We start from the raw sequence: 26,437 nt of genomic DNA on the forward strand, positions 1-26,437 counted from the left end.
AGCCACGCAACCGCAGCATGACAACACGGTCCCGTGAACGGACTTCTTGCATATAGTAATACTTTTGCTAACGTCATCTCAGCCACCTCGGGAGAGTGGCCAAAGGTTCCACTGGGAGGAAAATCATGAAGGTTATCAAGACTCTCGCGCTTGGCGCGGGACTGGCTGGCTTGTTGCTTTCGGCGGCCTACGCCGAGGGGTTGCAAGGCAAGGTCATCGGCTTTTCGCAGATCGGATCGGAATCCGGCTGGCGTGCGGCCGAGACCAGCGTGACCAAGGCCGAAGCTGAAAAGCGCGGCATCGACCTGAAATTCGCCGACGCCCAGCAAAAGCAGGAAAACCAGATCAAGGCGATCCGCGGCTTCATCGCCCAGGGCGTCGACGCGATCCTCGTCGCCCCCGTGGTGGCGACCGGCTGGGAGGAAGTCCTGACCGAGGCCAAGGAGGCCAACATCCCCGTCGTCCTTCTGGACCGTGGCATCGAGGGGCCGGAAGACCTGTATCTCACCTCCGTCGCCTCCGACCAGGTGAAGGAAGGCCGCGTCGCGGGCGAATGGCTTGTCGGCACTGTCGGCGACAAGACCTGCAACGTGGTCGAGCTGCAGGGCACCGTCGGCTCCTCCCCCGCGATCAACCGCAAGCAGGGGTTCGAGGAAGGCATCGCGGGCCACGCGAACCTGTCGATCATCCGCAGCCAGACCGGCGATTTCACCCGGTCAAAGGGCAAGGAAGTGATGGAGGGCTTCATCAAGGCCGAAGACGGCGGCAAGAACATCTGCGCGGTCTACGCCCACAACGACGACATGGCCGTCGGCGCGATCCAGGCGATCAAGGACGCGGGCCTGAAGCCGGGCACCGACATCCTCGTCGTCTCGATCGACGCCGTGCCCGACATCTTCTCGGCGATGGCCGCCGGTGAGGCGAACGCCACCGTCGAGCTGACCCCGAACATGGCCGGCCCCGCCTTCGACGCGCTGCAGGCCTTCTGGGATGCAGGCACCGCGCCCGAGAAGTTCATCATCACCGAATCGAAGCTCTACACCCAGGCGGATGACCCGCAGGGCGAATACGACCGTCGCAAAGGCCTTGGCTACTAGGTTTCCTCGCCAGGGTGCCGCCGGGTGGGTCTGGGGACTCGCCCGGCGGAATTGCTTTATCCGCCGGATCGGCGGACAGTTGCGCGACCGGGGGGAGCCGATGACAGTTGAACAGCCAGTCCTTGAGGCGCGCGGGATCGTCAAGGTCTTCGGCCAGCACCGCGCGCTGGATACCGTGGACTTCACCGCCAATGCCGGGGAAGTCCACGCCCTCCTCGGTGAAAACGGCGCGGGCAAGTCCACCCTGATCAAGATCCTCACCGGCGCCTACCAGCCCGACGGCGGCGAGCTTCTGCTCGACGGCCAGCCCATCCACCTGCGCGATCCGCTGCACGGCCAGACCTACGGCATCGGCACCGTCTATCAGGAGGTCAACCTCCTCCCCAACCGGTCCGTCTCCGAGAACCTGTTCCTCGGTCGCCAGCCCACCCGCTTCGGCCTCGTCGACCGCAAGCGCATCGACGCCGCCGCAAAGGACCTCCTCACCCGCTACGGCCTGAACATCGACGTCCGCGCCGACCTGTCCGACTACTCCGTCGCCGTCCAGCAGATCGTCGCCATCGCCCGCGCGGTGGAGCTTTCCGGCAAGGTCCTCGTCCTCGACGAACCCACCGCCAGCCTCGACCGCAACGAGGTGCAGCGCCTGTTCGACGTGGTCCGGGGCCTCAAGGCCAAGGGCCTCGCCATCATCTTCATCACCCATTTCCTCGACCAGGTCTTCGACCTCGCCGACCGCGTCACCATCCTTCGCAACGGCAAGCGTGTCGCCACCCAGGCGCTCGACACCCTCGACACCACCGACGTCGTTCGCCTGATGCTGGGCAAGGACGTCGCCTTCGAGCACCACCCCTCCGCCCTGACCGGAGCCACCAAGGGCCAGGTCCGCGTCCAGTTCCAGAACCTCAGCCGCAAGGGCCTCTCCCCCTTCGACCTCACGGTCCACGAAGGCGAGGTCGTCGGCGTCGCGGGCCTCCTCGGCTCGGGCCGGACCGAAGTCGCCCGGCTGATGTTCGGCGTCGATGCCAGCGACGGCGGGCAGGTCACGGTCGACGGCCAGCCCGTCACCATCCGCAACCCCGCCCAGGCCGTCGCCGCCGGTTTCGGCTTCTGCCCCGAGGACCGCAAGATCGACGGCATCTTCGGCGACCTTTCCGTCCGCGAGAACATCATCATCGCCCTGCAAGCCAAGCTCGGCTGGGTCCGCGCCCTGAACCGCGACGATCAGATCGAACTCGCCGGACGCTATGCCGAGGCGCTGGACATCCGCGCCGCCGACCATGACATGCCGGTCAAACTCCTGTCCGGGGGCAACCAGCAGAAGGTGATCCTCGCCCGCTGGCTCGCCATCGACCCGACCTTCCTCATCCTCGACGAACCCACCCGGGGCATCGACGTCGGCGCCCATGCCGAGATCGTCCGCACCATCAACCGCCTGCGCGAGGAGGGCCTCGCCCTCTTCGTCATCTCCTCCGAACTGGACGAGGTGGTGGCCTATTCCAACCGCATCGTCGTCATGCGCGACCGTCAGATGGTGGCCGAGCTTGACGGCGACACCATCGCCCCCGACGCCATCGTCCGGGCCATCGCCGGAACGGCGAAGGAGGCGCATCCGTGACCCGCCCGACTGTCGACCTCCGCCCGACGACCCAGCCCCCCATGCCCCGCGCGCGGCCCATCGCCAGCTTCTTCACCCGCCCCCAGGTCATCGCCCTCGCCGCCGTCCTGCTGGTCAACTGGCTCCTCTTCCCCGGCTTCTTCACCGTCACCTGGCAGGACGGACGCCTGTTCGGCAGCCTGATCGACGTGCTGAACCGCGGCGCCCCCGTCGCGATCCTCGCCATCGGCATGACGATGGTCATCGCCACCAAGGGCGTGGACCTTTCCGTCGGCGCCGTCATGGCAATCAGCGGCGCCACTGCCGCCACCCTCGTCACCAGCGGAGTCCCCGCGCCGACAGCCGTGCTCGCCGCGCTGGGAACCGGCCTCCTCTGCGGCCTTTGGAACGGCATCCTCGTCACCGTGCTGGAAATCCAGCCGATCATCGCCACCCTCGTCCTGATGGTCGCTGGCCGCGGCCTCGCCCAGCTGATCACCGAGGGCTACATCGTCACCTTCTCCGACCCCCTGCTGATCTTCATCGGCACCGGCTCCTTCCTCGGCTTCCCCATGCCCGTGGTCATCGCCGCCGTCCTGATGATCCTCGCCACCCTGATCGTCCGCCGCACCGCGCTTGGCCTCTTGATCGAGGCGGTCGGCGTCAACCGCTCCGCCGCGCGTTTCGCGGGCCTCTCCGCAAACGCCCTTCTCCTCATCGTCTACACCTTCGCCGGGTTCTGCGCCGCAATCTCCGGCCTGATCGTGGCGGGCGACATCCGTGGCGCCGACGCCAACAACGCGGGCCTCTGGCTCGAACTCGACGCCATCCTCGCCGTCGTGATCGGCGGCACCTCCCTGATGGGCGGGCGCTTTTCCATCCCGATGGCCGTCCTTGGCGCGATGATCATCCAGGCGATGAACACCGGCATCCTGATTTCCGGCTTCTCCCCCGAATTCAACCTGGTGGTCAAATCCGCCGTGATCATCGTGATCCTGATCCTGCAATCCCCCCTCTCCGCCCGCCTCTTCCGCCGCCTGCCCGGAGCGCAAAAATGACCCGCAGCCTGCGCCCGCTTCTGGCGACGACCCTGATCTTCCTCTTCGCCTACATGCTCGCCGTGTCGCAGCAACCGGCGATGCTTTCCACCCGAGTCCTCGGCAACTTCCTGACCGACAACGCCTTCCTTGGCATCGCGGCGGTGGGCATGACCTTCGTCATCCTCTCGGGCGGCATCGACCTCTCCGTCGGCGCGGTGATCGGCTTCACCACGGTCCTCGTCGCCGTGCTGATCATGTGGCTGAACCTGCACCCGCTGGTGGCCTTCGCCATCGCCCTGATCGTCGCCGCCTGCTTCGGGGCCGTGATGGGCGCCGCGATCCACTACCTGCGCGTCCCGAGCTTCATCGTCACCCTCGCGGGCATGTTCCTCGCCCGTGGCGGCGCCTCGGTCCTGTCGCCCGACAGCATCGGGATCGAGCACCCCTTCTTCACCGCCGTCCAGAAAAGCTACATCCTGATGCCCGGCGGAGGCCGCCTGACCGTGGTCGGCCTCATCATGCTGCTGGTCTTCGCCCTCGCCATCCTCCTCGCCCACCGCACCCGCTTCGGCTCCAACGTCTATGCCCTCGGCGGGTCCGAGACCTCCGCCGCGCTGATGGGCGTCCCCGTCGCCCGCACCACCATCACCATCTACGCCCTCTCAAGCTTCCTCGCGGGCCTCGCCGGGGTGGTCTTCTCGCTCTACACCTCCGCCGGTTACAGCCTGAACGCGCTGGGCGTGGAGCTTGACGCCATCGCCGCCGTGGTGATCGGCGGCACGCTCCTGACCGGCGGCTACGGTTTCATCGCGGGCACCTTCATCGGCGTCATGCTGCAGGGATTGGTGCAAACCTACATCGTCTTCGACGGAACCCTCAGCAGCTGGTGGACCAAGATTGTCGTCGGCGTGCTTTTGTTTATGTTCATCGTGCTGCAACGGCTGGTCTTCCGGGCCGGACCACGACGAACGTAACCCCTTGGACCTTGCAAGATGAGCGAACCCGGGAGCCTGATCCGAACGCTCTCCGGGCGGCCAGCGGCGCGGAACTTCCATTCCTACGTCATCAACGAGGTCGGCCGCGCCATCGTCTCCGGCGATATGCCGGTGGGCTCCGGCCTGCCCGGTGATGCCGAGATGATGGACCGTTTCGGCGTCTCGCGCACCGTTTTGCGCGAGGCGCTGAAGACGCTGGAAGCCAAGGGTCTGGTCGAAGCCCGCGCCAAGGTCGGCACCCGTGTCCTGCCGCAATCGCGCTGGAACCTCTTCGACCGGCAGGTCCTGGCCTGGAAGCTGGAAAGCGGCCCTTCGCCCGCCTTCCTCGCCTCGTTCCAGATCATCCGCGAAAGCCTGGAGGTGCAGGCAGCGCGTCTGGCCGCCCAGCACCGCGAGGCCGAACACGTCCGCCTCCTGAACTACTGGCTCAACCAGCGCGCGGGGATGGCCCACCAGCCCGAGCCCTTCGCGATGGCCGAATTCGAAATCCACCGCGTCGTGGCCGAAGCTTCCGGCAACCCCTTCCTCCGCGCCGCCTCTGCCGTGATGGAATTCGGTGTGGCCGTCAGCGTCCTGGCCCACCTTGGCGACGACCTGACCGCCCCGCCCGGAGGTCTCGCCAAGGCTCACGCCGCCGGTTACGAGGCCCTGGTCCGCGCCGTCGAACGTGGTGATGCAGACGCCGCCGCCACACAGATGGCCTCCGTCATCCGCTGACCCGCAAACCTTTCCAATTCCTTAATGTCCGCGACCAAACCATTGATTTCAAACGGTCGAAAATTCTGTCCACCGTGGACAGGCCTCACGCCACCGCCTGCGCCCCGGTGATTTCCACCAGTGACCCGCACATGAACGCCGCCTCGTCCGAGGCGAGGAAGGCCACCAGCGCCGCCACCTCCTCCGGCTTCCCGATCCGCCCGAACGGGACCAGCCTGTCGAGGTCGGCGATGGTGCGGCCCGACCGCTTGACCCCCGCCTCCAGCATCGGCGTGTGGATCTCCCCCGGGCAGACCGCATTGACCCGGACCTTCTGCGGGGCATAGTCCCGGGCAAGGTTCTGGGTGAAGCTGGCAACAGCCGCCTTCGTCACATTATAGGCGATGTGCCCCGGCGCCGGATACAGCCCCCATTGCGAGGCGGTGTTGACGATCGCCCCGCCCCCCTGCGCGATCATCCCCGGCAGCGCCGCCTGACACAGATGGAACATCGCGTCGATATTGACCGCGAAGGACAGGTCCCAGTCCTCCGCCGTCAGCGCCAGCAAAGCCCCCCGCCGGTTGATCCCCGCGTTGTTGCAGAGGATATCGATCCGCCCCTCATGGGCCAGCACGTCGGCAATCACCGCCTTGCAACCCTCGGCCTTCGAGATGTCCCCCGCCACCCCCCGCGCCCTGCCGCCCGAGGCGCGGATCGCCGCCGCCGTCGCCTCGACCCCCTCGGCGTTCACGTCGGTGACGACCACCCGCGCACCCTCGCTGGCGAAGCGGCTGGCAATCGCCGTGCCGATCCCGCCCGCCGCGCCCGTCACCACCACGACCTTGTCCTGAAACCGCATCCCGTCCCCCTACCTCAGATAGCTGCCGCCGTTCACATCCAGCACCGCCCCGTTCAGCGAGGCCTGCGAAGGGCGGAAGCAGAACGCCACCAATTCGCCGATCTCCTCCGGCGCCGCCATCCTGCCAATCGGGATGCCATTCAACGCCGCCGCCTTGCCATGCTGGGCGATGAAGGCCTCCGCCATATCGGTCCGCACCCAGCCCGGAGCCAAGGCAACCGCCGTGATCCCCTCGGCCCCGTGCGACTGCGCGACCGACTTCGTCAGGTTGATCAGCGCCGCCTTCGACGCCCCATAGGCCATCGCGTTCGAGGCATAGCCCCGCTGCCCGGCCCGGCTGGCCATGTTGACGATCCGCCCGCCACCGTGCTGGCGGAAATGCAGGATCGCCGCGCGGGTCAGGTCGACGGCGGCGAGGAAATTCACCCGCATCTCCCGCTCCCACACCGCCTGCCATTCGCCCAGCGGCGCATCCACCGCCACCTCCGACCGGATGCCCGCGTTGTTCACCAGCCCGGTGATCCGCCCCTCCGCCGCCACCGCCGCGTCCCACAAAGCCGTCGCCCCCTCGGGCCGCGACAGGTCTGCGGCGACGACCGATCCCTGTCCACCCAGCAACTCCAGCAGCGCCTCCGCCCCTGCCCGGTTCCGCCCGTAGTGGACCACCACCCGCGCCCCCTCGGCCACCAGCGACCGGCAGATCGCCTGCCCGATGGCCCCCGTCGCGCCGGTCACCAGAATGGTCTGGCCTGAAAGCATCAGCCGCCCCAGGTATCCGACAGGGTGAAGCCCAGCGGGAAGGGGTCCGACGGGTCCAGCCCGATCTGGCTGATCCCGTAGATCCAGGCCTGTCCCGACACCCGGTTCCGCGTCGCCTTGAACGGCCCGACCTGGGTCTCCTCGACGAACTCCGTCACGAACTCCCCCCCGATGATCGACCGCGAGACCACCCTGTCCCCCGGCCGCGCCAGCCCCCGCGCGTGGCGCACCGCCATGCTGGAGTTCGACCCCGTCCCGCAGGGCGACCGATCCGCCCGGCCGGGGCGCAGGGTGGTGCAGGTCCGCAAGGCCCCGTCCGGTTCCTCGCTGCGGAACATCACATAGGACAAACCGTTCAGCGCGGGCGTGGTCGGGTGCAAGGCGGGTTCCACCGCCGCGATCCGGTTGCGCAGCTCCACCCCCGTCATCGCCAGGGCCCGCGCGTTTTCCGGCGCAATCGTCAGCCCGATCTGGCCCACGTCGACCAGCGCGTAGAACACCCCGCCGAAGCAGAGGTCATAGCGCAGTGGCCCCCATTCCGCCGTCTCGATCACCGCATCCTGCTGCGCGACGAAGGAGGGCGGCATGTCCAGTGTGACCTTGACCACCTTGCCGCCTGCCCAAGTCGCCCTCGCCACGACCAGCCCTGCCGCCGTGTCCAGCGTCACCACGCTTTCAGGCTCGACCATCGGGACCATCCCGGTTTCCAAGAGCGCCGTCGTCGCACAGATCGCGTTCGAGCCCGACATCGCATGGGCCTGATCCGGTTGCAGCACGATGAAGCCCACATCGGCGCGGGGGTCGCAGGCCGGGGTGAGCAGGCAGAACGACCCCGCCGGGCCGGAGCGCGGCTCGGAGCACAGCCACCGCCGCAAACCGTCATCCACCGTGTTCAGATGGTGCAGCTTCTCGGCCATCGTTGCGCCGGGAATGTTCAGCACGCCTCCGGTGATCACCCGCCCGATCTCGCCCTCGCAGTGGACGTCCACGGTCTGTATCGTCCGGCTGAAGCGCATTCTCTTCCCCTCAGAACCTGTTCACCCGGCAGGGGTGCAGATCGACGGCGGGCTTGGCGCCGGTGATCAGTTCCCCCATCAGCCGGGCGGTGGTGGCGGCATAGGTCAGGCCAAGATGCCCGTGGCCGGTCGCATAGAACAGCCCCTTCGTCTTCGCGCTGGCCGAGAGGATCGGCACGGTATCCGGCAGGGCGGGGCGATGGCCCATCCATTCGGTGAAGTCCTCGCAGCGCAGGTTCGGCAGGGCTTCCTTCGCACGCTTCACGGTGATCTTCGCCCGCCGGTAGTCCGGGGCCGCGTCCAGCCCCGCCATCTCCACCGTGCCGCCGACGCGGATGCCCCCTGCGGTGGGCGTCACCATGAAAGCCTTCGCCGGCCAGATGATCGAGTGTTTCATCGTGATCCCGGGTGCCATGATCTGCGTGTGGTAGCCGCGCTCGGTCTCCAGCGGGATCGGCTCGCCCAGTTGCTTCGCCAGCTTGGCCGAATAGGCCCCGGCGCAGATCACCACCTCGTCGGCAGGCAGCTTGCGGCCGTCCGTCAACACCACTTCGCGGATGCGGTCGCTGCGAACGAAGCCCGCGACCTCGCCCGTCTCGATCCGGCCTCCAAGCGCCACGAACCGCTCGGCCAATGCCAGCACCAGCTTGTAGGGGTCCTTCATCGAGCGGTTCTGCGGGAAGAGGACCGCTATCCCGATCCGGTCGGAAAGCTCCGGCTCCAGCGCCTTGATCGCCTGCCGCCCGATCACCTCATGCGGGATGCCGAAGCGGTCCAGGATTTCGATATGGTCGCGATCCGCCTTGAACTCCGCCTCGTCGGCGTAAAGCGAGAGGCAGCCTTCCTGACTGATCTGGTCTTCAAGCCCCGTTTCGCGCAGCAGCGCCAGCGTGTCGTCCAGCGCCCGCGAACAGAGGGCCGCCCCCTGCGCCTCAAGCTCGCGCAGCTTGGACGGGCGGGAAGCGGCGATGAAGCGCAGGAACCACGGGACCAGCTTCGGCATGTAGGACGGGCGCACCCGCACCGGCCCTTCCGGGTCCAGCATCCAGCCCGGAATCTGCCGCCAGACCGAGGGGCGCGAGGCGGGCATGAACTCCGTCACCGCGATACTGGCCATGTTGCCGAAGGACGCGCCCATGCCCGGAGTATCGCGGTCGACCAGCACCACCTGACGACCGCGCTTCTGAAGGTCGTAAGCGATGGCGGTGCCGATGATCCCGGCACCCACGACGACGGTGGTCATTTCCAGTTGATGATCGGCTGCATCGCCGCTTTGAACTCGGCCTTCTCGGCATCTGTCAAAGGTCCGAAGGGCATCCGGCATTCGCCCACCGGGTTGCCCTGCAGCTCGCAGCCGTACTTCAGCTTCTGCACGAACTTGCCCGATTCCAGCACGTTCATCGCGGGCCAGACCGCCTGCATGATCTCTTTTGCGCGTGCGTGGTTTCCCGCCCGGAAAGCGGCATCCATCTCGCAAACCGGCTTCGCCATGAAGTTGGCCGGACCGCAAATCCACGAATCCGCGCCCCAGTGCATGAAGTCCCAGGCGATGTCGTCCGAGCCGGAGACCAGCTGGATGCGGCCGGCATAGCGCTGCGAAATCCCGATCGCCCGCTGCATCACGCCCGAGCTTTCCTTGATCCCGATGATCCGCGGCTTGTCGGCCAGCGCATCCAGCGCCTCGTATTCGATCTCCACCCCGTCCTTGCCGGGGTAGGAGTAGAGCACGACGTTCATGTCGGTGGCATCAACCACCGCGTTGAAATGACGGATGATTTCGGCCTGCGTTGGCTTGGTGTAGAACGGCACGGCGAGGAGGACAGCGTGGTAGCCCATCTCCTTCGCCCGCTTGGTGTTGGCGATCACCCCGGCGGTGGAGGGCGCGTTGGTCCCGGCGATCAGCGTTTCGCCCGGTTTGGCGAAGTCCTTGACGAAGCGCAGCACCTGGTCGCGTTCAGCGTCGCTCATCAGGTTGTATTCGCCCGAAGACCCACAGGGCACCCAGCCCGACACCCCCGCCGCGCGCAGGGCAGTCAGATGCTTTTCGAAGGCCTTGAAGTCGATCTGCCCCTTGGCATCGAACGGGGTGACAAGCGCGGGCATGACGCCGGACAGTTTCAACATCGGGGAATCCTCTCGGGGCAATTTCCGCGCAATCATGACGACAGCGTGACGACATGTCAAATCCAGAATGTACCGTGTCGACTTGATCGTGCCCCTCCGCTATGCTTCGGGAAAGCTGCGAAGGGGCCGCCATGCGCGACGAGAGCGAACCGAAACGGGTCAAGGGTTCGGGCGTGAAATTCGCCTATGAGACCCTGCGCGATGAAATCCTGTCGCTCGACCTCGAACCCGGCGCGGTCTTGGACGAAACCTCGCTGGCGGAACGTTTCGGCATGTCCCGGTCCCCCGTGCGCGAGGCGCTGATCCGGCTGGCGGGGGATGACCTTGTCGTCACGCTGTCCAACCGTTCGACGGTGGTGGCCCCCATCGACCTGCAAAGCTTCCCGAAATACGTCGAGGCGCTGGACGTGGCGCAGCGGATGAACACCCGGCTGGCGGCCGAGCTGCGCACGGACCTCGACCTCAAGACCATCGCCCGGCGGCAGAAGGAATTCCTGGCCACGGTCAGCAAGGGCGACCACCTGGCGATGTCCGAGGCGAACAAGAATTTCCACATGGCCATCGCCCATGCCGGGCGGAACCCCTACCTTGCCGCCTTCTACGAACGTTTGCTGAACCAGGGCCGCCGGATGCTGCACCTCCACTTTGCCTATCTGGAACAAGGCGACGGCGAAGTTCTTCTGACCGACGAACATGACGACATGCTGGCCGCGATCCGAGACCGCGACGTGGCGCGGGCGGATGCGCTGGCCCATGCCCATACAAGGCAGTTCCGCGACAACTTCATCAGCTACCTGAAGCAGAACTACCTGAAAGACGCGCCTATCGTCTCCTTGGGACCTGCGGCGTAGGAAGGTGGACGACCTTCGCGACCGAAGTAACCCCGCCCCGGACTTGATCCGGGGCCGCGTGCGATGTGCGGAGGCCCCGGATAAAGCCCGGGGCGGGGTCGCTACCCGCCCTTCAGCCGTTGCAGCAGGTAGACCTCGCTGGCCGGGGCCACCGGCGCGGCGCGGTTGTTGGCGATCACCTCGCCGTCTACCGCCACCGACAGCCCCGCCTTGATCGCCGGTCCCAGACCCGGATGCGCCCGTTCCAGCGCATCCAGCATCTGACCCACGGTCGCGGCCTCCACCTCCACCACCTCCTGCCCCTCGGCAAAGCGCCGCAGGCTGGCCCAGAGATGGACCTTCGCCATCAGCCCTTCGCCTTGATCGCCGCCAGCACCTTGGGCGGAGAGCAGGGCAGGCTGCGGATGCGCGCGCCCGTGGCCCCCGCAATGGCGGACGCGATGGCGGGCAGGGGCGGGGTGATCCCCGTCTCGCCCACGCCGCGGACGCCGTAGGGGTGGCCGGGGTTCGGCACCTCGACGATCACCGTGTCGATCATCGGCAGGTCGCTGGCGACCGGGATGCGGTAGTCGAGGAAGATCGGGTTCTGCAACCGCCCGTCTGTGCCGTAGACATATTCCTCGTTCAGCGCCCAGCCGATGCCCTGCGCCGCGCCGCCCTGATACTGCCCTTCGACATAGGCCGGATGGATCGCCGTTCCCGCGTCCTGCACCACCAGATAGCGCAGCACCGTGGTGCGTCCCGTCTCCGGGTCGACCTCGACGTCCACCACATGCGTGCCGAAGCTGGCACCATAGCCACCCGCCGTCACCTCGTGGTGGCCCGAGATCGGTCCGCCGGTGGCGCCCATCTTCGCCCCGATCTCGCCGATGGTCATGGGTGGGAACTTGCCCGCGTTCGGCCCGGCGGGATGCGCCGCGCCATCCTTCCATTCCACCGCTTCGACGTCGATGCCCCAGTCGGCGGCGGCCCGGCGGCACATCTCGGCAATGGCCTGCCGCGCCGATTCCACCGCCGCCTTGCCGCTGGCAAAGGTCGCGCGGCTGCCATGCGTCGGCTCGTTCACCCCCAGCGCGCCGGTTTCGACCACGTTGACGCGCACATCCTCGTAAGGGATGCCCAGACACTCCGCCACCATCAGCCCGATGGAGGCCCGGCTGCCGCCGATGTCCGGCGTGCCGATCATCACGGTCGCCGTCCCGTCCTCGCCTATCGCCAGCGACACCGAAGTCTCGCCGCCGTGGTTGAACCAGAAGCCCGAAGCGACGCCGCGCCCCTGGTTCTTGCCCAGCGGGATCGCATAGTTCGGATGCGCCTTCGCGGCCTCCAGCGTTTCCTGCAACCCGATCACATTGTAGACCGGCCCGTAGGAGGATTTGGACCCGTTCTTCGCCCCGTTCTTCAGCCGCACCGCGATCGGGTCCAGCTTCAGTTCGCGGCACATTTCGTCGACCAGGCTTTCCACCGCAAAGGCCGCCATCGGCGACCCCGGCGCGCGATAGGCCGCAGCTTTGGGGCGGTTGGCGATGACTTCCACCGCCTCGTGCTTCAAGGCCGGAATGTCGTAGCAGGCAAAGGCACAGGGCAGCGCCTCGCCAATCGGCGACATCCCCACGAAGGCCCCGCCCTGCATGCGGAAGAACACCTGCCCGGCGGTGATCGTGCCGTCCTTCTTCATGCCGATCTTCACGTCCATCGAGGCCGAGGCCGTCGGCCCCGTCGCCCGCAGCACCTCCGACCGGCTCATCACCAGCTTGACCGGACGGCCCCCTGCCTTCTTCGACAAGGCCAGCGGCAGCGGCTCCATGAAGATCGTGGTCTTGCCGCCGAAGCCGCCGCCGATTTCGGTCGGCGTCACCCGCAGGCCTGCCGCCTCGATCCCCAGCACCGCGGCGCACATCCGGCGGATATACCAGTGGCCCTGCGTGCAGACCCACATCTCGCCGCGTCCGTCCTCGCCCATCTGGGCGACAGCGGCATGGGGTTCGATGTAGCCCTGATGGGTCGCCTCGGTCCTGTAGGTCTGTTCGCGCACGATATCGGCGGCGGCAAAGCCCGCTTCCACATCGCCATGCCCGAACTCCATGTAGCGCGCGACGTTGCCGTTCATCCCTTCCGGCACGGAATAGTCCGCCACACCCTCGCGGATCACCGGGGCACCGGGGGCCATCGCCGCATCGACATCGGTCACATGCGGCAGGACCTCGTATTCCACCTCGATCAGCCGCGCCGCATCCTGCGCCAAAAGGGCCGAGGTCGCCGCCACCGCCGCCACCGCGTGCCCGTCATAGAGGGCCTTTTCCCCGGCAAGCGTGTTGTCCTGCAGGTTCAGCTCTTCTCCCGTCAGGCCCGTCGGCAGGTCGGCCCGCGTGACCACGGCCTTCACCCCGTCCAGCGCCAGCGCCTTCGAGGCGTCGATCTTCACGATCCGCGCATGGGCATGGGGCGACCGCACCACGGCGGCATGCAGCATCCCGGGCAGGGAGAAATCCGCCCCATAGCGCGCCCGGCCCGTCACCTTGTCCAGCCCGTCCGGGCGGTTGGGCCTTGTGCCGATCAGACGGTATCCGGTTTTCACCTCGTCCTTCGCCATCATGCAGCCCCCCGCATTTCAGCCGCCGCATCCTGCACGGCGCGGATGATCTTGTCATAGCCCGTGCAGCGGCACAGGTTCCCGGCCAGCCAGTAGCGCACCTCGGTATCCGTCGGATCCGGGTTCCGCTCCAGCAGCGCCTTCGCCGCCACCAGAATTCCCGGCGTGCAGAAGCCGCATTGCAGGGCCGCATGCTCGATGAACTTGCGCTGCAGCGGGTGCAGCTCCTCGCCCGCCATGCCCTCGATGGTTTCGACCTTCTTGCCGTTGGCTTCCGCCGCCAGCATCAGGCAGGAACAGACCAGCGTCCCGTCGACGGTGACCGAACAGGCGCCGCAGTCGCCGGTGCCGCAGCCTTCCTTGGTGCCGGTCAGGTCCAGATGATTGCGCAGCGCGTCCAGCAGCGTCTCGCGCGGCTCGGCAAGGAACTCCACCCGGTCGCCGTTGACGGTGGTGGTGACGTGAATCTTGCTCATGCTTTCAATCCTTTCGCCCGGTCATAGGCGATCTTCGCCGCCCGGCGGGCCAGCACGCCCACCACTTCGGTGCGGAACTCCTTGGTCCCGCGCTTGTCGGAAATCGGCTTCGCCGCCCCCTCCGCCGCCTTGGCCAGCGCCGCCAGAGCCGCATCGTCCAGCGTGGTGCCGATGATCGCCTTGGCACAAGCCTCGGACAGGATCACGGTGGGAGCTACCGCCCCCAGCGCCACCCGCGCCTCAAGGATCCTGTCGCCGTCCAGCCGCAGGTTCACCGCGCAGCCGACGACCGCAATGTCCATCTCGGTACGCGGGATGAAGCGCAGGTAGGCGTCGCCGCCGTTCTTGCCCCGTGGCGGCAGGGTGATGGCGCTGATCACCTCGCCCTTCGCCAGATGGGTCCGCCCCGGCCCCGCCGGGATCTGCTCCACCGGAATCTCCCGCTCACCCTTCGGCCCCGTCACCGTCGCCACGGCCCCTGCCGCCACCATCCCCGGCACCGAATCCGCCGCAGGTGAGCCGTTGCACAGGTTCCCCGCCAGCGTCGCCCGGCCCTGCACCTGCGTCGAGCCGACGAGGTTCATCCCCTCGATCACGCCCGGCCAATCCTTCACCAGCCCTTCATGCGCGCCAAGCACGATCCCCGGCACCGCCACGCCGATTCGCCAGCCGCCGTCCCTGTTGGCCGTGATCTTGTCCACGCCCGGAATATGCTTCAGGTCGATCAGGTCGTCCGGCTGCACCATGCCCGCGCGCATCTGCACCAGAACGTCCGTCCCCCCGGCCAGAAAGCGCAGGGTTCCCGTGGTCCCGGCGGCAATGGCCGAGGCATCGGCAAAGCTGGTTGGTGTGTGGTATCGCATCTCGTCTCCCTACCGGCGGCAAGCGCATTGGGTGCGTGTTCGGTCCCGACTTTGCTGCACCGGGGCAAAAGCTGCAATGACCAGTCTGCACCCCCGGCGCTCTCCAGCGACAATCGCCGCTTCCGCCCCGCCACCGAATTTATTTGCATTTGCATTTAAATGCTCCTACCCCTTTGCCCATCGAAAGCGTGTCACGGTCGGGAGGGATTGCGATGGCAGCGGGAAATGTTCTGGCGCAACTGGGCGCGATGATCGCCTCGGGCGGGATCGAGGTGGTGGACTGCTCGGGCAGCCTTGGCCCCGATACCCCGCTTCTGAAACTGCCGCCGGATTTCGCCAGGGACACCCCGCCGATCAAGATCCACCGGATCAGCGAATACGACAAGGACGGCCCGTTCTGGGCCTGGAACTGGCTGGAACTGGGCGAGCATTCCGGCACCCATTTCGACGCGCCGCACCACTGGATCACCGGCAAGGACTATGCCGACGGCTATACCGACACGCTTTCCGTCCAGCGCCTCGTCGCCCCGGTCAACGTGCTGGACTTCTCGAAGGAATGCGCGGCCGACCCGGATTTCCTGCTGACCATCGACCATGTGAAGGCCTGGGAGGCCAAGCACGGCCCCATCGGCAAGGGCGAATGGGTCGTCCTGCGCTCGGACTGGGACCGTTTCGCCGATGACGAGGCGAAGTTCCTGAACGCCAACGAGACCGGCCCGCACACCCCCGGCCCGACCGCCGAAGTCGTGCAATACCTGATCGACAAGGGCATCGTCGGCTGGGGCAGCCAGTGCATCGGCACCGATGCGGGTCAGGCGGGTGGCATGAACCCGCCCTTCCCGGCGCATAACCTCTTGCACAAGAACAACTGCTTCGGGCTGGCCTCGCTCGCGAACCTGTCGAAGCTGCCCGCCAAGGGGGCGATCCTCATCGCGGCTCCGCTGAAGATCAAGAACGGCACCGGCTCGCCGATCCGCGCGCTGGCGCTCGTGCCCAAGGCCTGAGCGGTGGACGGCGCGGCCCCCCGGGGGTTGGGCGAGATCGGCCTGACCAATTTCGCCCCCTATCTGATGAACCGGATCATGGGCCGCTACAACGCGGGCTTTCGCGAGGAACTGGCCGGACTTGGCCTGACCACGCCGAAGGCCCGCGCCCTTGCCGTGCTGTCGGTGGTCGATGCCCCGTTGGTGGGCGAACTGGCGGTCTACACCGTCACGGAACAATCCACCCTCTCCCGCGCGCTGGACCAGTTGCAGGCGGAAGGCCTGATCCGCCGCGAGACCGACGCAAGCGACAGCCGGGCGGTCCGTGTGTCCATCACCGACGCGGGCCGCGCCGTCTTTGCCGACCTCTGGCCGCACATGCATGACGCGGAAGACCGCATGTTCCGCGGCATCCCGGCGGCCGAACGTCAGGCCTTCGTCGCCACGCTCCAGAAGATGCTGGTCAACATCCGCAAGCACGAGATCTGAGATGGCCGAACGCAGCTTCAAGGCGCAGGTGGAAGACCTCAAGCTGGGGGCGGGGGAAACCTTCACCGGCGAAGGCATCCTGGCCATCACCAAGGCGCTGCTGGAATCCGGCGTCGGCTATGTCGGCGGCTATCAGGGCGCGCCGATCAGCCACCTGATGGACGTCCTCGCCGATGCCGAGGAGCTGCTGGCCGAGCTTGGCGTGCGCTATGAGGCCAACGCGAACGAGGCCGCCGCCGCCGCCATGCTGGCCGCCTCGGTCCACTACCCGATCCGTGGCGCCGTCACCTTCAAGGGTCCGGTCGGCGTCAATGTCGCCTCGGACGCCTTGGCCAACCTCTCCTCCTCCGGCGTGACCGGGGGGGCGCTGGTCATCGTGGGCGAGGATTACGGCGAGGGGTCCAGCATCATGCAGGAACGCACCCACCCCTTCGCCATGAAGGCGCAGATGTGGCTGCTGGACCCGCGCCCGAACCTGCCGTCCATCGTCAAGGCGGTGTCGGACGGGTTCGACCTGTCCGAAGCCTCGAACACGCCCGTCATGCTGATGGTCCGCATCCGGTCCTGCCATGTCACCGGCAGCTTCACCGCACGCGACAACCAGCGCCCGACGCTGACCGTCAGGGACGCCCTGTCCAACCCCCGCAGCGACTTCAACCGGGTCGTCCTGCCGCCGATGTCCTATGTCCATGAACAGGACAAGGTGAAGAACCGCTGGCCCGCCGCCGAAAAGTTCATCCGCGACCATGCGATGAACGAGGTTTTCGGCCCCAAGGACGCCCCCCTCGGCATCGTCGTGCAGGGCGGCATGTACAACGGCCTGATCCGTGCCCTGCAACGGCTGGGCCTTGCCGACATCTACGGCGGAACGCAGGTGCCGATCTATGTCCTGAACGTTGCCTACCCGCTGATCTCGGGCGAGTTCCTCGACTTCTGCCAGGGCAAGGACCACGTTCTGGTGGTCGAGGAAGGCCAGCCGGAATTCATCGAAACCCAGCTTGGCAGCTTCCTCTACCGCGCCGGGGCCCTGGTGAAACTGCACGGCAAGGGCCTGTTCCCGATGGCGGGCGAATACACCGGCGCGGTGATGCTGGACGCCGTCGAGGGCTTCCTGCGTCAAGCCGCTCCCGGAATACTCCCCGCCCAGGTCCGCGCGCCGAATGTCGACCGCCCGGCCATCCCAGACCTGACCAAGACCGTCCCGATCCGCCCCCCCGGCTTCTGCACCGGCTGCCCGGAGCGCCCGATCTTCGCCGCGATGAAGCTGGTGGAGAAGGAACTCGGCAAGCACCAGATCGCCGCCGACATCGGCTGCCACCTCTTCGCCAGCCTGCCCCCGTTCGAGATCGGCGGCGCGACGATGGGCTATGGCCTCGGCCCCGCTGCCAACGGTGCCTTCGACGGCGGTGGCGAGAAGCGCCCGGTCGCGATCATCGGTGACGGCGGGTTCTGGCACAACGGCCTCTCCTCCAGCTTCACCAACATGGCGTTCAACAGGTCCGACGGCGTGGCGATCATCGTCGACAACTACTACTCCGCCGCGACCGGGGGGCAGGACGTGATGTCCTCCCGCGCCGACAATGCGTCGAAGGCCACCAAGAACCCGATCTCCAGGGCGCTGAAAGGCATCGGCATCGACTGGGTCCGCCAGATCGACCGTACCTATGACGTGGCGAAGATGCGCGACACGATCCGCGAGGCACTGACCACGCCGGTGAAAGGCCCCAAGGTCATCGTCGCCTCGTCGGAATGCATGCTGAACAGGCAGCGCCGCGAAAAGCCCCTGACCCAGAAGGCCATCAAGGAGGGCCGAAGGGTCGAGGCCCCCCGCTTCGGCGTGGATGAGGCGATCTGCACCGGCGACCACGCCTGCATCCGCCTGTCGGGCTGCCCGTCCCTGTCGCTGAAACGGCTGGACGACCCCCTGCGCGACGATCCCGTCGCCAGCATCGACCAAAGCTGCGTCGGCTGCGGCAACTGCGGCGAGGTCGCCGACGCTGCGATCCTCTGCCCCAGCTTCTACCGCGCCGATGTGGTCCACAACCCGACGAAATGGGAGCGCCGCCTCGCCAGCTTCCGCGCCCGCATCATCACCGCGCTGCAACGCCGCCGCGCTGCCCGCCGCCTGAGCTTCGGACCCGCAGAATGACCGTCCATCCCGGCATCGCCCCCCGCCCCGTCGACCCCGCCACGCAAGGGATCATCAAGCTCGCCCTCCTTGCCGTCGGCGGCCAGGGCGGCGGCGTGCTGACCGGCTGGATCGAGGACCTCGCCCGCGCCAACGGCTATGCCGCGCAGGCCACCAGCGTTGCCGGTGTCGCGCAACGCACCGGGGCCACCGTCTACTACGTCGAGATGGCGCCAGCCGCGAACGGCACCCCGGTCTTCTCGCTCATGCCCTCCGCCGGGGACGTCGACATCATGATCACTGCCGAGCTGATGGAGGCCGGGCGCTCCATCATCCGCGGCTTCGTCACCCCCGACCGCACCACGCTGATCACCTCCACCCACCGCTCTCTCGCCGTCAGCGAAAAGACCGTCCCCGGCGACGGCATCGCCAACGGGGCCGAGGTGCTGGCCGCCGCCGACATCGCCGCCCGCCGCGTCATCGCCGCCGATTTCGACGCGCTGGCCATCGCGCAAGGCTCGGTCATCTCCGCCAGCCTGTTCGGCGCGCTGGCCGCCGCCGAAGTCCTGCCCTTCCCGCGCGAGGCCTTCGAGGCCGCTATTTCCAAGGGCGGCAAGGGCGTGCAGCCCTCGCTGAAAGCCTTCGCCGCAGGCTACGACGCTGCCCGCTCCGGTGCTGAGGGCAACGCACCGGCCAAGGACCTTCCCCGCGGGGAAATCCCCAAAGGCCCCGCCCGGCTCCTGGCCGAATGGACGGTGCTCACGGACCGGATCGACCGCCTTCCCCCGGAGGTCGCCGCTTTCGCCCGCCCCGGCCTGAAGAAGGTCGTCGATTTCCAGGATACTGCCTATGGCCGCGCCTATCTCGACCGGCTCGACACGATCCTGACGCAGGACCGCGCCCCCTTCGACCTGACCCGCGAAGCCGCCAAGCATCTCGCCAACGCGATGGCCTATGACGACATCATCCGCGTTGCCAATGAGAAGACCCGCGCCGCAAGGATGACCCGCATCGCCGGGGAGATGGGGGCGAAGGACCAGAACCTCCTCCACGTCACCGAATTCCTCCACCCGAGGGCTGAGGAACTGGTCTCCCTCCTCCCCGCCCGCATGGGCGCGCGCTGGGCGGCTAACCCGCGCCGGATGGCGCTGTTCGACCGGCTGTTCAACAAGGGCCGCCGGTTGCGCACCGACAGCTTGCGCGGCTTCCTGATGCTGCATGTGCTTGGCGGGCTGAAAGGCTGGCGGCTGAAATCCCTGCGCCACACTATCGAGGCCGCCCACCGCGAGGCCTGGCTCGCCGCCGCCCTCGCCTACCTCCCGCAGAATTACGACCTCGCCGTCGAGGTCATCTGCTGCCGCCGTCTGGTCAAGGGCTACTCCGACACCCACGCCCGCGGGCTGTCGAAGTTCGACAAGGTCCTCGCCGCCATCGCGCTGGTGAAAGACCGCGAGGACGCCGCCCTCTGGGCCGCAAGGCTGCGCGAGGCGGCGCTCAAGGACGAAGCGGGCAAGGCGCTGGACGGCGCCATCGCCACCATCCGCAGTTTCCTGTAGCCCCGGTCACTCGCCCGAACCCGCCAGCGCACGCAACAGCGTGCCGACAGTCGCTTCCGAAAAGGGTGACGCAAGAAGGACCGCGCCTTCGGGCCAGTCGCTGCCCCAAGCGCAAAGAAAGCCATGCGGAATGCCCTCCGTCACCAATTCCCGGCCCAGCGGCGTGTCGGGAAAACGGTGGGGATCGAGGCTCAGGATCACCGCTGCGGGCCTCGCCAGCAGCAGCGCTGGCCAGACCTCTCCCGCCGTGCGGAAAGTCTCGACGACCGCGCCCGGTTCAACGGCCCGGATCGCGTCGGCAAGGTCATCGGCCACGACCTGTTCCGGCTCGACGACGAAGTAGAGCTTCATTCCCCTGTCCCATGTCATTGACCTGACCAGCAAATGCAGTGAAGCTTCGCGAAACCCGGCGCATTAACCTGTGATAAGCTGGTAGGGAAACCCGCATGCCCGCCGAAACCGACTGCCAGGACTGCCGCTTGCGCTGTCGTCCGCTGTTCGTGCCGATGACTGCCGACGAGATCGCCTTCATGCGCCGCTTCAAGTCGGGCGAGGCCAGCGCCCCGGCCGGAACCGAAATCCTGTCGCAGGGGCAGAAATCGCCCGTGCTGCAGACTGTGCTGTCCGGGATGGCCGTGCGCTCGGTCCTGCTGGAGGACGGGCGGCGGCAGGTGATCAGCTTCGTCTTTCCAGGCGACCTTGTCGGCCTGCATTCCGGCCTGATGGGCGAGGCGCGCCACAGCGTCACGGCCGTCAGCGACATGGTGCTCTGCACATTCCCGCGTGGCAAGGTGTGGGAGCTGTTCTCGACGCAGCCATCGCGGGCCTATGACCTGACCTGGATCGCCGCCGTCGAAGAGCATTTCCTGGGCGAAACCGTCGCCACCCTCGGCCAGCGTGACGCCCGGGAACGGGTGGCCTGGGCGCTGGTGCGCATCTGGCGGCGGCTGGTCGCGCTGGGCATGGAGGACGGCGGATCGGTCCCCTTCCCGTTCCGGCAACAGGACCTGGCCGATGCGCTTGGCCTTTCAATCGTCCATACCAACCGTCGTATTGTCGCTTTGCGCCAGGCGGGGCTGGTTGAAATCACGGGGCGACGGCTGGTGATGCATGATCACGTCCGGCTGTCCCGGATTGCGCAACTCGACATGGACAAGGACGATGTGCGACCCATCTTGTGACCCTCCTCCGGGCTGCAAGGTGCCGTCTTGAAGGCACTGATCAGCGCGCATCTGCCGAAGTTCGTCTTCCTCCTGGCGATCCTGCCCGGCATGGCGATGACGCTTGCCATCCACAGCCTGAGCGAACGCCGCCTCTACGCGGAATTCGAGCGTGTGGCGGATCTGGCGGTAGACCGCGTCGTCACCCGACTGCAACAGCATGTCGTCGTGCTGCGCGCGGCGCGTGGCTTGCTGTCGGCCTCGCGCGGCGGGCTCGCGCGGGACGAATTCGTGCGCTTCCTCTCCTCGGTCGACATCGTGAACGAGCTGTCGGGCGTGCAGGGCATCGGCTTTGCCCGGATGCTTGCCACCGAAGATGCCGGGCTGGCCGTGCAGGAAATCCGCGAACACTACGGGATCGAGGTTTCGGTCCGGCCAGAAACCCGGGAATCCTGGCGCACGCCGATCGTGCTGCTTGAGCCCGCCAACGCCCGCAACACGGCTGCGCTCGGCTTTGACATGTATGCCGACCCCATCCGCCGCTCGGCGATGGACCATGCAATCGCCAGCGGTGAGGCGCAGATGAGCGGCCCGGTCGAACTGGTGCAGGAAATCACCAGCGACAAGCAGACCGGTTTCCTGGTCTACCTGCCGTTCCCGGTCGCCGACCTCTCCGAAGGCATCCGCAAGGCCCCGCTGGCAGGCTTCGTCTACGCGCCCTTCCGCGGCGGCGACCTGATCCGTGCCGCGCTGGCGGTGGGCCCGCCGCTGCCCGTGGCAATGCGGATCGTCGACACTGGCGCGGCCGACATGCCGCTCTTCGACAACCTGTCGGCCGATCATGCCGGCGAGATGCAGGCCAGCCGCTCTGTCCAGATCCTCGGGCGGCAGTGGCGGTTCGAACTGGTTGGTTCCGAAGGACAGATCGGCCGGGTCCGCTATCTGAACACCGCGCTCCTCGGCCTGACTTTCCTGCTGTTTGCCGGTGCTGCGTCCTATGCCGTCGCGGCCCGCCAGAACGAGGCGATGCAGGCGCGGGCCGTGGCGGCGGCGGCGGCGCGGGAATCCGAATATCGCGCGCTTCTGCTGCAAGAGATGAAGCACCGGATCAAGAACCACATCGCGCGCATCCAGTCGATCGCCCGGCAAAGCGCGCGAGGCGCGACCGATGTGAAGGCCTTCACCGCCGCCTTCGATGCGCGGCTTCAGGCGATGTCTGCCGTGCAGGAGATCCTTGCCGGAACGGCGGTGGCGCAGGCCGAAGTGCGGGCCGTTCTGGTGAAAGAGCTGCAGCAGAGTCTCGATGCCGAGGAAGTCGAGCACCTGATCGACGGGCCCACAGTGCGGCTGGACGAACGCCAGGCACATGCCTTCGCGATGGTGGTGCATGAACTTGTCACCAACGCGATGAAGTACGGTGGCCTCTCGACGGCCGGGGCAGGGCTGAACATCTCCTGGACCGTCCGCCCGGCGGCAGGGACAGAACCGCCAAGGCTCGATCTCGACTGGGTAGAGCAGGCGAACATCCCGGATGCACCGCCCGCGAAAGGCACCGGCTTCGGCTCGCGGCTGATCGAGGCCAGCCTCAAGGGCGAATTGTCCGGCACCATCGAGCAGGTGTTCCGCCCCGACGGGCTCAGTATCCGCATCTCCTTCCCGCTCAGCGCCGCCCTGAACCCGGGCGGATCGCGCTGACGCGAACCGGTCCGCGCCGCGGTCAGGCGCGCAGGGTTTCGGTCGAGGAGAAGAACATCGCCTGGCTCACGGCAGACCGCACCTGTTCTTCGGTATATGGCTTGTTGATCAGGAAGGCCGGTTCGGGCCGTTCGCCGGTCAGCAGCCGCTCGGGGAAGGCGGTGATGAAGATGACCGGGATCGCGCCGAACTGCGCCAGGATGTCGTTCACCGCATCGACGCCCGAGGAATTGTCGGCCAGCTGGATATCCGCCAGGATCAGGTCCGGCGGTTCCGCAGCGGCCATGTCCACGGCCTCGGCACGGGTCCGGGCATTCGACGTCACCCGATGCCCCATGCCCTCGACAATCGCGGCGATGTCCATCGCGATGATCGCCTCGTCCTCGATCACCAGGACCGAGCCGCGCACCGACCGCTCCATTTCCTCCACGGCCACGTTGATGAGGTGCTGTGCCTCCGCCACGTCGAGGCCCATGATTTCCGCCACCTGCGCCTGGTCGAAGCCTTCGACGGTGTTCAGCAGCAGCGCCTCGCGCGAATTCAGCGTGAGTCCCGCCAAGTGCGCCTGCGCCGCGCCCGAAATTAGGTCGTCCGCCTCGGCCACCGGGGCGCCGGAGGTCGACCAGATCGAATGGAATACCGCGAACAGGGACACCTTGGGCTCGGCATGCGCCGCCAGCAGGCCCGGATCGGCAACGATGCTTTCCAGAACCGCCACGGCATAGCGGTCGCCGCTGGATTGGTTGCCGGTCAGGGCGCGGGCGTATCGCCGCAGGTAGGGCAGATGACGCGCCACCGTGGCCGAAAGATCGACCGCTTCCAGAGCGAGCATGTGATTCCTCTCTGTTTTTTGCCGTGTTTCCGGAACCAAACACCCCGCGTCGCGTTCGGTTCCCAACGAACGGAAGAATATGCCATCTTCCGCGCAGTCGCGGGAACCATTGGTGTATGGCTGCGTTCTTGGTGCCATGAGTAGTGGGAAACGGATCGCCATGCGAAAAGACAAGGATGAGGATGCGCCCAAACGGCAGGCAATCCGCGAACAGATCGACGAGAACTTGAAGCGCGTCTATGCCGCCGCCCTGAACGAGGAATTGCCGGACAGGTTCCGTGACCTTCTGGCTCAGCTCAAGGGCAAGGACGGACCGGGCGCAGGCGGCACAGAATGACCGCCCCCGCCTATCCCGACCCGCGCGACCGCTTGGCCGGGGCGATTCCGAAGCTGCGCGCCTTCGCGATCAGCCTTGCCCGCGACGTGTCGAAGGCCGATGACCTGGTGCAGGAAACCATCCTCAAGGCCTGGTCCAACATCGACAAGTTCGATCCCGCAACCAACCTTGATGCCTGGCTTTTCACCATCCTGCGCAACACGTTCTATTCGTCGCTGCGCAAGACCCGCCGCGAAGTGCAGGATAGCGACGGCCTCCACGCTGCCTCGCTTTCGGTGAAGCCCGCACATGACGGTCGCCTCGCCTTGCAAGAGTTCCAGAAGGCCTTCGATTCGCTGTCGCCCGAACATCGCGAGGTGCTGATCCTGGTCGGCGCGTCGGGCTTTTCCTGTGAAGAGGCGGCTGGCATGATGGGCGTGGCCATCGGTACGGTGAAAAGCCGCGCCAGCCGGGCCCGCAAGCGCCTGGCCGAGCTTTTGCACCTTGAAGATGGAGAGGACATGTTCTCGGGTACGGACGGCGCAACACAGGCGGTCGTGCTTCGGTCGGCCGCAGGCGGGTTTTGATCGGTCGGGTAAGGTCTCGTCTGTCCGCCAGCAGCCTTGGGGTGCGGCTGGGCTCCACGCTCATGCTGGCGTTGATGCCGCTTGGCGTGCTGTCGGTCGTCCAGACTCGCGATGCGCTGTCCCAGGTCGATGCCACCACGCTTGCGGGCGTCGGCGGCGCTGCCCTGCAAGCGGTCAGCGACCAGATCGACGTGATCAAGGAAGCGCAGATCTCGGTCCGGGTGCTTGCGTCTGTCCTGTCGAGCGAACCCTCGCCCGGCCCCGACTGCGTGGACCGGGTCACCGCCCTGGCCCGCGAGATTCCGCAGGCGACGCTGGTGGCCTACATCCCGGTCAGCGGGTTGATGACCTGTTCCTCGAACGGTCGCGTCTACGATTTCAAGGATGAGCCGCGCTTCCAGGACCTGATCAGGACACCCGAGCCCCGCGTCACCTACAACCCGCGCGGCCCGGTCTCGGGGACGGCCGTCATCGGGGTCAGCCATCCTGTTTTCGATGCCAGCGGGGTCCAGGCCGGGGTGGTCGCGATCTCGCTCTCCTACACCGCCGTCGCCCCCCGCGATTATGCGGATTCGCTGGCGCTCTGGCGACCGGCCTACCTTGCCACCTTCCTGTCGGATGGCACGCTGCTGCTCTCGTCCGACCCCGATACCCCGCTTGACAGGATGATCCCGCCCTCGGCCAACCTGCAAGGCCTGACCCGGATCGCGGATCGACCGGCCTATGTCGACGACGACAGCGGGCGGCACATCCTGTCGGTGGTCAGCGTCACCGATGATCTCTACCTCCTGTCGATCTGGCGACCCAACGCGACCGGCTTCTGGCTGAGCAATGCCTTCACGCCCTACCTGCTTCCCCTGCTGACCTGGATCGCCGCACTGGTCGCCGCTGCCTTCGCCTCCAGCCGCCTTGTCGTGCGCCATGTCCGTGCCCTGTCGCGCACGATGGGCAGCTATGTCTCGACCAAGCAGCGTCTTCAGATTCCCGACCTGAGCGGCGCCCCTGCCGAAATCCAGAGCCTGCATGCCGCCTATGAAGGCCTGATCCGCACCATCGAACAGGAAGAGGCCGACCTGCAGAACCTGCTTGTCGACAAGGATGTGCTGATCCGCGAGGTCAACCACCGCAGCGGCAACAGCTTGCAGATCATCGCCTCGATCATGCGGATGTACCGACGCGAGACGACCGACCAGAAGCTGCGCGCAGTGCTTGACGGGCTGATCAACCGGGTCATCGCGCTGTCCTCCACCCATACCAGTCTCTATGCGCTGTCCGGCCAGCGCGACGTGGCGATGGACGTGGTGCTGGCCAATGTCGTCAAGCGGCTGAAGGAAATCCACGGTGTTGCGCTCGGTGTCGCGTCCAAGCGCCTGCAACCGATCAGGATGGAAGCGCAGGCCGCCATCCCCCTGGCCCTCGCCCTGGCCGAGGCGGTGGGCTGCTATTTCTCGGTGCCGGGGCTGGGACGGGATGCCGTCGTCGTCGACCTGTCGGAAGCGGACGGGATCATCCGGTTGCGGATCGAAGGCCCGGCGGTTCCCCAGCTTCAGCCCGAGACGACGGAGGGTCTGCTCGCCCTGCCGCAGCGCATGATGCGGCAGTTTGCGGCTCAGCTCTTCGGCACCGTCAGCATCCACCTCGATGCGGATCGGGCCTCGGTCGAGCTTGTCTTCCCGCGACCGAAGACGGCATGACCAAGACCGGCCCCGCGACGGGGGCCGGTTCCCT

General features: G+C 67.0%; 26 protein-coding genes. 15 read left to right on the forward strand and 11 right to left on the reverse strand.

All coding sequences use genetic code 11. From position 1 onward, the window contains the following. The first annotated feature begins 125 nt into the window (after positions 1 to 125). The 5 genes from ytfQ (at position 126) to ACE3P6_RS18095 (ending at position 5,443) form a co-directional block, all read left to right on the forward strand. Positions 126 to 1,097, forward strand: coding sequence for a galactofuranose ABC transporter, galactofuranose-binding protein YtfQ (gene ytfQ / locus ACE3P6_RS18075; RefSeq protein ID WP_374397828.1), 972 nt, complete (start codon positions 126 to 128; stop codon positions 1,095 to 1,097). Positions 1,098 to 1,197: 100 nt separating this feature from the next. Further along, positions 1,198 to 2,712 carry a sugar ABC transporter ATP-binding protein gene (locus ACE3P6_RS18080; protein WP_374397830.1) on the forward strand — a complete coding sequence of 505 codons (1,515 nt, stop codon included), beginning with the start codon at positions 1,198 to 1,200 and terminating at the stop codon, positions 2,710 to 2,712. Next, on the forward strand, positions 2,709 to 3,749 hold the full coding sequence (locus tag ACE3P6_RS18085; protein ID WP_374397832.1) for an ABC transporter permease: 1,041 nt from the start codon (positions 2,709 to 2,711) through the stop codon (positions 3,747 to 3,749). Before ACE3P6_RS18080 ends, ACE3P6_RS18085 begins: the two co-directional genes overlap by 4 nt. Beyond that, positions 3,746 to 4,705 (forward strand): galactofuranose ABC transporter, permease protein YjfF, encoded by a 960-nt coding sequence (yjfF, locus tag ACE3P6_RS18090; protein ID WP_374397834.1) that lies wholly within the window; start codon positions 3,746 to 3,748, stop codon positions 4,703 to 4,705. The genes ACE3P6_RS18085 and yjfF overlap by 4 nt, the downstream gene beginning before the upstream one ends. 18 nt (positions 4,706 to 4,723) lie before the next feature. Next, positions 4,724 to 5,443, forward strand: coding sequence for a FadR/GntR family transcriptional regulator (locus ACE3P6_RS18095; RefSeq protein ID WP_374397836.1), 720 nt, complete (start codon positions 4,724 to 4,726; stop codon positions 5,441 to 5,443). 85 nt (positions 5,444 to 5,528) lie between these two features. On the opposite strand, the gene ACE3P6_RS18100 is transcribed toward ACE3P6_RS18095, so the two are convergent. From ACE3P6_RS18100 to ACE3P6_RS18120, 5 genes are read right to left on the reverse strand one after another with little or no spacing between them, the layout of a single operon-like run. After that, on the reverse strand, positions 5,529 to 6,281 hold the full coding sequence (locus tag ACE3P6_RS18100) for an SDR family NAD(P)-dependent oxidoreductase (RefSeq protein ID WP_374397839.1): 753 nt from the start codon (positions 6,279 to 6,281) through the stop codon (positions 5,529 to 5,531). A gap of 9 nt (positions 6,282 to 6,290) precedes the next feature. Beyond that, a complete protein-coding gene (locus tag ACE3P6_RS18105) occupies positions 6,291 to 7,040 on the reverse strand; it encodes an SDR family NAD(P)-dependent oxidoreductase (protein ID WP_374397840.1) in 750 nt (249 codons plus the stop codon). Continuing rightward, the gene (locus tag ACE3P6_RS18110; RefSeq protein ID WP_374397841.1) at positions 7,040 to 8,056 is read right to left on the reverse strand and encodes a proline racemase family protein; all 1,017 of its coding nucleotides are present in this window, start codon (positions 8,054 to 8,056) and stop codon (positions 7,040 to 7,042) included. Before ACE3P6_RS18110 ends, ACE3P6_RS18105 begins: the two co-directional genes overlap by 1 nt. A 10-nt stretch (positions 8,057 to 8,066) precedes the next feature. Next, on the reverse strand, positions 8,067 to 9,299 hold the full coding sequence (locus ACE3P6_RS18115; RefSeq protein WP_374397842.1) for an NAD(P)/FAD-dependent oxidoreductase: 1,233 nt from the start codon (positions 9,297 to 9,299) through the stop codon (positions 8,067 to 8,069). Then, on the reverse strand, positions 9,296 to 10,180 hold the full coding sequence (locus tag ACE3P6_RS18120) for a dihydrodipicolinate synthase family protein (protein WP_374397843.1): 885 nt from the start codon (positions 10,178 to 10,180) through the stop codon (positions 9,296 to 9,298). The genes ACE3P6_RS18115 and ACE3P6_RS18120 overlap by 4 nt, the downstream gene beginning before the upstream one ends. A 131-nt stretch (positions 10,181 to 10,311) precedes the next feature. On the opposite strand from ACE3P6_RS18120, the gene ACE3P6_RS18125 reads away from it, so the two are divergent. Beyond that, positions 10,312 to 11,031: a GntR family transcriptional regulator gene (locus tag ACE3P6_RS18125; protein ID WP_374397844.1), complete on the forward strand. Its 720-nt coding sequence runs from the start codon at positions 10,312 to 10,314 to the stop codon at positions 11,029 to 11,031. Between the two features lie 101 nt (positions 11,032 to 11,132). On the opposite strand, the gene ACE3P6_RS18130 is transcribed toward ACE3P6_RS18125, so the two are convergent. Genes ACE3P6_RS18130 through ACE3P6_RS18145 form a run of 4 tightly spaced genes read right to left on the reverse strand, consistent with a single transcriptional unit; the run spans position 11,133 to position 14,963 of the window. After that, positions 11,133 to 11,378, reverse strand: a complete 246-nt coding sequence (locus tag ACE3P6_RS18130; protein ID WP_374397845.1) for a MoaD/ThiS family protein — start codon at positions 11,376 to 11,378, stop codon at positions 11,133 to 11,135. Continuing rightward, positions 11,378 to 13,624 (reverse strand): xanthine dehydrogenase family protein molybdopterin-binding subunit, encoded by a 2,247-nt coding sequence (locus ACE3P6_RS18135; RefSeq protein WP_374397870.1) that lies wholly within the window; start codon positions 13,622 to 13,624, stop codon positions 11,378 to 11,380. The genes ACE3P6_RS18130 and ACE3P6_RS18135 overlap by 1 nt, the downstream gene beginning before the upstream one ends. Beyond that, positions 13,624 to 14,100: a (2Fe-2S)-binding protein gene (locus ACE3P6_RS18140; RefSeq protein WP_374397846.1), complete on the reverse strand. Its 477-nt coding sequence runs from the start codon at positions 14,098 to 14,100 to the stop codon at positions 13,624 to 13,626. Before ACE3P6_RS18140 ends, ACE3P6_RS18135 begins: the two co-directional genes overlap by 1 nt. Beyond that, positions 14,097 to 14,963, reverse strand: a complete 867-nt coding sequence (locus ACE3P6_RS18145) for a xanthine dehydrogenase family protein subunit M (protein WP_374397847.1) — start codon at positions 14,961 to 14,963, stop codon at positions 14,097 to 14,099. Before ACE3P6_RS18145 ends, ACE3P6_RS18140 begins: the two co-directional genes overlap by 4 nt. A gap of 212 nt (positions 14,964 to 15,175) precedes the next feature. Here ACE3P6_RS18145 and ACE3P6_RS18150 point away from each other — a divergent pair, with 212 nt between their 5' ends. The 4 genes from ACE3P6_RS18150 to ACE3P6_RS18165 are packed head-to-tail and all read left to right on the forward strand — an operon-like array spanning position 15,176 to position 20,119. Beyond that, positions 15,176 to 15,967, forward strand: coding sequence for a cyclase family protein (locus tag ACE3P6_RS18150; RefSeq protein ID WP_374397848.1), 792 nt, complete (start codon positions 15,176 to 15,178; stop codon positions 15,965 to 15,967). A gap of 3 nt (positions 15,968 to 15,970) precedes the next feature. Then, complete coding sequence (locus ACE3P6_RS18155) at positions 15,971 to 16,435, forward strand: MarR family winged helix-turn-helix transcriptional regulator (RefSeq protein WP_374397849.1); 465 nt, start codon at positions 15,971 to 15,973, stop codon at positions 16,433 to 16,435. Between the two features lies 1 nt (position 16,436). Beyond that, a complete protein-coding gene (locus ACE3P6_RS18160) occupies positions 16,437 to 18,584 on the forward strand; it encodes a thiamine pyrophosphate-dependent enzyme (RefSeq protein ID WP_374397850.1) in 2,148 nt (715 codons plus the stop codon). Continuing rightward, positions 18,581 to 20,119, forward strand: coding sequence for an indolepyruvate oxidoreductase subunit beta family protein (locus tag ACE3P6_RS18165; RefSeq protein ID WP_374397851.1), 1,539 nt, complete (start codon positions 18,581 to 18,583; stop codon positions 20,117 to 20,119). The genes ACE3P6_RS18160 and ACE3P6_RS18165 overlap by 4 nt, the downstream gene beginning before the upstream one ends. Positions 20,120 to 20,125: 6 nt before the next feature. On the opposite strand, the gene ACE3P6_RS18170 is transcribed toward ACE3P6_RS18165, so the two are convergent. Then, entirely contained in the window at positions 20,126 to 20,470 is a 345-nt protein-coding gene (locus ACE3P6_RS18170; protein WP_374397852.1) for a hypothetical protein, read from the reverse strand. A gap of 95 nt (positions 20,471 to 20,565) precedes the next feature. Here ACE3P6_RS18170 and ACE3P6_RS18175 point away from each other — a divergent pair, with 95 nt between their 5' ends. Beyond that, positions 20,566 to 21,300 (forward strand): Crp/Fnr family transcriptional regulator, encoded by a 735-nt coding sequence (locus ACE3P6_RS18175; protein ID WP_374397853.1) that lies wholly within the window; start codon positions 20,566 to 20,568, stop codon positions 21,298 to 21,300. A 27-nt stretch (positions 21,301 to 21,327) separates the two neighbouring features. Beyond that, on the forward strand, positions 21,328 to 22,974 hold the full coding sequence (locus ACE3P6_RS18180) for a CHASE domain-containing protein (protein WP_374397854.1): 1,647 nt from the start codon (positions 21,328 to 21,330) through the stop codon (positions 22,972 to 22,974). 22 nt (positions 22,975 to 22,996) lie between these two features. On the opposite strand, the gene ACE3P6_RS18185 is transcribed toward ACE3P6_RS18180, so the two are convergent. Further along, positions 22,997 to 23,806, reverse strand: a complete 810-nt coding sequence (locus tag ACE3P6_RS18185; RefSeq protein ID WP_374397855.1) for a response regulator — start codon at positions 23,804 to 23,806, stop codon at positions 22,997 to 22,999. Between the two features lie 112 nt (positions 23,807 to 23,918). Here ACE3P6_RS18185 and ACE3P6_RS18190 point away from each other — a divergent pair, with 112 nt between their 5' ends. The 3 genes from ACE3P6_RS18190 to ACE3P6_RS18200 are packed head-to-tail and all read left to right on the forward strand — an operon-like array spanning position 23,919 to position 26,403. Next, entirely contained in the window at positions 23,919 to 24,143 is a 225-nt protein-coding gene (locus ACE3P6_RS18190) for a NepR family anti-sigma factor (RefSeq protein ID WP_374397856.1), read from the forward strand. Continuing rightward, on the forward strand, positions 24,140 to 24,709 hold the full coding sequence (locus ACE3P6_RS18195) for an RNA polymerase sigma factor (RefSeq protein ID WP_374397857.1): 570 nt from the start codon (positions 24,140 to 24,142) through the stop codon (positions 24,707 to 24,709). Before ACE3P6_RS18190 ends, ACE3P6_RS18195 begins: the two co-directional genes overlap by 4 nt. Positions 24,710 to 24,750: 41 nt before the next feature. Continuing rightward, complete coding sequence (locus ACE3P6_RS18200; RefSeq protein WP_374397858.1) at positions 24,751 to 26,403, forward strand: histidine kinase dimerization/phosphoacceptor domain -containing protein; 1,653 nt, start codon at positions 24,751 to 24,753, stop codon at positions 26,401 to 26,403. Positions 26,404 to 26,437: the final 34 nt, after the last annotated feature.

The sequence above is a fragment of the Tabrizicola sp. genome (assembly GCF_041911175.1).
Classification (GTDB): domain Bacteria; phylum Pseudomonadota; class Alphaproteobacteria; order Rhodobacterales; family Rhodobacteraceae; genus Tabrizicola.

Coding starts and splice junctions, on each gene's coding strand:
- ACE3P6_RS18160 (WP_374397850.1), top strand. CDS start 16,437: ATGGCCGAACGCAGCTTCAAGGCGCAGGTGGAAGACCTCAAGCTGGGG.
- ACE3P6_RS18135 (WP_374397870.1), bottom strand. CDS start 13,624: ATGGCGAAGGACGAGGTGAAAACCGGATACCGTCTGATCGGCACAAGG.
- ACE3P6_RS18110 (WP_374397841.1), bottom strand. CDS start 8,056: ATGCGCTTCAGCCGGACGATACAGACCGTGGACGTCCACTGCGAGGGC.
- ACE3P6_RS18095 (WP_374397836.1), top strand. CDS start 4,724: ATGAGCGAACCCGGGAGCCTGATCCGAACGCTCTCCGGGCGGCCAGCG.
- ACE3P6_RS18120 (WP_374397843.1), bottom strand. CDS start 10,180: ATGTTGAAACTGTCCGGCGTCATGCCCGCGCTTGTCACCCCGTTCGAT.
- ACE3P6_RS18185 (WP_374397855.1), bottom strand. CDS start 23,806: ATGCTCGCTCTGGAAGCGGTCGATCTTTCGGCCACGGTGGCGCGTCAT.
- ACE3P6_RS18175 (WP_374397853.1), top strand. CDS start 20,566: ATGCCCGCCGAAACCGACTGCCAGGACTGCCGCTTGCGCTGTCGTCCG.
- ACE3P6_RS18195 (WP_374397857.1), top strand. CDS start 24,140: ATGACCGCCCCCGCCTATCCCGACCCGCGCGACCGCTTGGCCGGGGCG.
- ACE3P6_RS18115 (WP_374397842.1), bottom strand. CDS start 9,299: ATGACCACCGTCGTCGTGGGTGCCGGGATCATCGGCACCGCCATCGCT.
- yjfF (WP_374397834.1), top strand. CDS start 3,746: ATGACCCGCAGCCTGCGCCCGCTTCTGGCGACGACCCTGATCTTCCTC.
- ACE3P6_RS18140 (WP_374397846.1), bottom strand. CDS start 14,100: ATGAGCAAGATTCACGTCACCACCACCGTCAACGGCGACCGGGTGGAG.
- ACE3P6_RS18105 (WP_374397840.1), bottom strand. CDS start 7,040: ATGCTTTCAGGCCAGACCATTCTGGTGACCGGCGCGACGGGGGCCATC.
- ACE3P6_RS18080 (WP_374397830.1), top strand. CDS start 1,198: ATGACAGTTGAACAGCCAGTCCTTGAGGCGCGCGGGATCGTCAAGGTC.
- ACE3P6_RS18130 (WP_374397845.1), bottom strand. CDS start 11,378: ATGGCGAAGGTCCATCTCTGGGCCAGCCTGCGGCGCTTTGCCGAGGGG.
- ytfQ (WP_374397828.1), top strand. CDS start 126: ATGAAGGTTATCAAGACTCTCGCGCTTGGCGCGGGACTGGCTGGCTTG.
- ACE3P6_RS18145 (WP_374397847.1), bottom strand. CDS start 14,963: ATGCGATACCACACACCAACCAGCTTTGCCGATGCCTCGGCCATTGCC.
- ACE3P6_RS18125 (WP_374397844.1), top strand. CDS start 10,312: ATGCGCGACGAGAGCGAACCGAAACGGGTCAAGGGTTCGGGCGTGAAA.
- ACE3P6_RS18100 (WP_374397839.1), bottom strand. CDS start 6,281: ATGCGGTTTCAGGACAAGGTCGTGGTGGTGACGGGCGCGGCGGGCGGG.
- ACE3P6_RS18150 (WP_374397848.1), top strand. CDS start 15,176: ATGGCAGCGGGAAATGTTCTGGCGCAACTGGGCGCGATGATCGCCTCG.
- ACE3P6_RS18170 (WP_374397852.1), bottom strand. CDS start 20,470: ATGAAGCTCTACTTCGTCGTCGAGCCGGAACAGGTCGTGGCCGATGAC.
- ACE3P6_RS18165 (WP_374397851.1), top strand. CDS start 18,581: ATGACCGTCCATCCCGGCATCGCCCCCCGCCCCGTCGACCCCGCCACG.